Raw genomic sequence first — 3,481 nt, forward strand, 5'->3', positions numbered from 1 at the left:
GGGCAGAGACGCGCGTGGTCGTCGATCGAATGGTTGCAGCCGACGCAGGGCTTCATCGCGGCCTGAATTGTAGTGAGGTCATGAACGTCGACGGCACCGGCGTTCCGTTCTCCGTCGCCGGCTTGAAGCGCCACGCCTGCACCGCCTCGAGCAGTTGCGGTGTCGCGCCGGGCAGCGGCTGGATCACGTTCACGCCGTGGACGCGTCCATCGGTGCCGATCGTCAGCAGGAGCCTGGCGCTGGCGTAGCCGCGAACGCCGATGTCGGGCAGTCCCTGGTACTCGGGAACCGGCGGCGTGCGGAGCGCGGCGCGGCGGATGGCGTTGTTCGACGCGTTGTTCGACGACGACGTCATCGGCCGCGGCAGCGGGTTGCCGTACGCGTTCCCCTGAATCGTCAGCGGATCGACGAGTCCCGACACCTTCTTCCGCGACGCTTCAGCCGCCGCGCGCTGCGCCATCTGCGAGTACTGGACGGACGAAGCGGCGGTGGCGTCGGTGCGATCGGTCTGATTCGCGAGTCCCTGCGCCGTGTCGGACACCGGTGCGCTCGTCACCGGCTGGCCGGGCGACGGCGGGGCGGGTCCGTTGTCGGGAACGAGGGCGACATTCGACCGCTTGCGCGAAGTCGCCGGGCCGCTCGGCGCGGCCTGTTGTTCCGTGTTCGTCACGGACGGCGGGTTCCTGCCGTGGACGTGCGCTCCGACGAAGAAGAGCACGATGACCATCAGCAGTCCGCCGCCGGCGCCGAGGGCGTATTTGCGGAGTTTCGTTTCGTCGGAAGGAGGCGTGTAGTCGGGCGCGGCGGTTTGCTGCGGTTTCGCGGCCGGCACGGGCGCGCTCTGGTCCCAGTTGCAGAAGGGGCAGATCCGCGCGTATCCATCGATCGTGCGGCCGCATTGGACGCACGGCTTTCGGTCACTCATTGACCGAGCTTTTCTGCAACCAACATACCGTTCTGCCAGTACGCGACTCCCACGGGGGTCAGGACGAACGCATGAGGTCCCAGGCCTCGGGCGAGAACTGTCGCCTTGTCTTTCGTGACGGCGTAGAGCGTGCCGGACGAGGAGTCGAACGCGAGGGATCGCCCACCACGGGCGACGACTCGATCGACCCCGGTGGGGAACTCGGTCTCTTTTCCGCCGAAGAGGCCGAGGCCGATGATGCCGCGCAGGAAGCCGCGGGTGAACGCCCGGAAGCTCGACTGCGACCCCTCGACGAGCCAGACCCGTTTCGCGGACGGATCGGCGACGGCGAGCACGGTCGCGGTGAGGGCGGTGGGGTCGCCGGCGATGGCGATGTCGGTCGGAACAGAGCCGACGCGAAACTCTCCCGCGGGCTGCATCTTCGCGAGATCGACGACGCGGACGCGGCCGTCGCGCGGGTAGACGAGGTAGGCGCTGCGCGCGTCGCACTGCATGGCTGTGGCGAATGGGGTGACACGGACCGTGCGGAGGAGCGCGAACGGCTCGATCCCGATCTCCTGCAGCACGCCGTCGATGCGCGAGTAGACGTACGCGCGGTCGTTCTTGACGGCCAGGAGCTCGGGGTCGTCCGCGAGCTCGACGCTGCCGCCGCCGATCTTCTCGAGCATGTGTGCGTCACGGTCGAGGATCAGTAGGTTGTTGTTCGCGAATGCGGCGGCGATCGGCGTGGAGCGCGTGTTCACGAAGGTGGTCGTGCCGCTCGCGAGGTCGACGATTGCGACGCGATCGTGGATCTCGTCGAGCACGGCCGCTTTTGTGTTGCTGATTGCGATGGCGCCCGGGCTGCTGACTCCTTCCGTCTTCCATTTCCCGTGCAGCTCGATGACTTTGTCGTGCGCAACGAGGACTCCGCGCGGGGTGCTCGCGACCGATTGCGCGAAGAGCGGCGCGGACACTACCAGTGCGAGAAGAAGTGCTTTCACTTCGCCTCCAGCTTGACCGGCTCGAGCAGGAGAGCGGAGCCGCTGACGCCGAGGATGCGGTAGGTGAGGGTGGCGGCGGCGGGGAACGTGCCGGAGAAGGCGACCGGCTCGGAGAACTTGAACGGGACGTCGCCGATCGTGCCCGACTCGAAGACGGTCTGGCCGGGCGGCGCGGGAGGGCCGGGGTTGAACGTCACGCTGCTGGTGAATGTGATGCGGTCGAGCGCGACGCGCTGTTCGGGCGTGAGGTCGAGTTGCATCAGCGCGCGCAAGTCCGCTACGGCCGGCGTCACCGTCACGTTTGTAGCGGTTCCGCTCAGGAACGCCGGGGCTACGGCGCGCGACATCGTGGCGAGCTCGCGGAGCGTGTCGTTGTTCGGGAACCGCTTCATGAGCGCGTCGAGCGACGGCCGCTCGCCGCGGACGATCTGCTCGACGGCGTGCCGCACCTGCGCACCGGGCGAGGTGGACTCATCGTGGATCGAGCCGCCGGCGCGGAGCCACTGCTCGTACGCGTGGATCGTGTCGAGCGAGAACGGGTTCGCGTCGAACGCGTCGATGAAGTAGCGCGCCCGCTCCTCGTTCGACTGCGATAGTCGCGCGATCACGGCGAGCGCGGTCGGGTCGTCGCTGCGGACGGCGAGGACGTCCTGGTACGTCTTCCGCGCGCGCGCCAGGTCGCCGCTCGCCTCGTATTCGTGCGCCAGACGAAGCTGCGAGCGGTTGAGGAGCGAGACGTACGCGGTGGCGTCGCCGCGAACGGTCGAGTAGCTCTCGAACGCCTCGTGGCGCGCGACCTCTCTTCGTACGCTGTCGAACTGTTTCGACTTCAGTGCCGAGACGACATTCTCCAGCAGCGCGATGCCCTCGCGGCGCGGGACGTAGGCGGAGAGGGTGAATCGGTAGACAGCGAGGTCGAGCGGCGACTCGCCTTTCCGTTCCGCGATTGCGACGGCGTTCCGCGCCGCGGCGGCCGCCTTGTCGCGGAACGAGAGGCGTCCCATCGCGTCGGCGTAGAGGCTCCACGTCTTCGCGTCGTCGCCGGCGTAGCGCGTCGCCTCGTCGAGCAGCTCGAACGCCGCCGCTTCGTCGCCGAGCGTGGCGTGTACGTAGCCGGCGTACATCGTCGCGGTGGCGTACTTCGCGATGTCGCCTTGCTTGCGCCGGTCCGCGCGTTCGTTGGCGGTGATGTCGAGGACCTTGCGGTGCTCCGCGTTCGCCGCGGCAGTCTCGTTGCGCGTGACGTGGAGGTCGCCGAGGTTGAGGTGCGCCGCGAGCTGCGACTCGAAGTCCTTCGCCGTCGCTGCCTGGCGCTCCATCTGCTGCATCTCGAAATCGGACGCGATGCGCGTCTCCTGCGCCGGCAGGATTGCCGGCGCCACACAGAGGCAGGCCGCGATCGCCGTCATCCTGAGTCGCCGTAGGTAAGCACCCGCCCCCTCATCCGCCTTCGGCACCTTCTCCCCCGTCACCGGGGGAGAAGGGCACTCGTGGGGAAGATCTCGCGAGACCCATGTTCGAGCGCCCTTCTCCCCTCGTGAGAGGGGAGAAGGTGCCGAAGGCGGATGAGGGT

At 68.2% G+C, this 3,481-nt stretch carries 3 protein-coding genes; all 3 read right to left on the bottom strand.

The genetic code is table 11. The annotated features are described in order from the left end of the window. Nucleotides 1-52: 52 nt before the first annotated feature. From VGQ44_00645 to VGQ44_00655, 3 genes are read right to left on the bottom strand one after another with little or no spacing between them, the layout of a single operon-like run. Nucleotides 53-925, bottom strand: coding sequence for an energy transducer TonB (locus VGQ44_00645; GenBank protein HEV8445294.1), 873 nt, complete (start codon nucleotides 923-925; stop codon nucleotides 53-55). Beyond that, a complete protein-coding gene (locus tag VGQ44_00650) occupies nucleotides 922-1,908 on the bottom strand; it encodes a hypothetical protein (GenBank protein HEV8445295.1) in 987 nt (328 codons plus the stop codon). The genes VGQ44_00645 and VGQ44_00650 overlap by 4 nt, the downstream gene beginning before the upstream one ends. Continuing rightward, nucleotides 1,905-3,317: a hypothetical protein gene (locus tag VGQ44_00655; protein HEV8445296.1), complete on the bottom strand. Its 1,413-nt coding sequence runs from the start codon at nucleotides 3,315-3,317 to the stop codon at nucleotides 1,905-1,907. Before VGQ44_00655 ends, VGQ44_00650 begins: the two co-directional genes overlap by 4 nt. Nucleotides 3,318-3,481: the final 164 nt, after the last annotated feature.

Source organism: Gemmatimonadaceae bacterium (assembly GCA_036003045.1).
Lineage (GTDB): Bacteria > Gemmatimonadota > Gemmatimonadetes > Gemmatimonadales > Gemmatimonadaceae > JAQBQB01.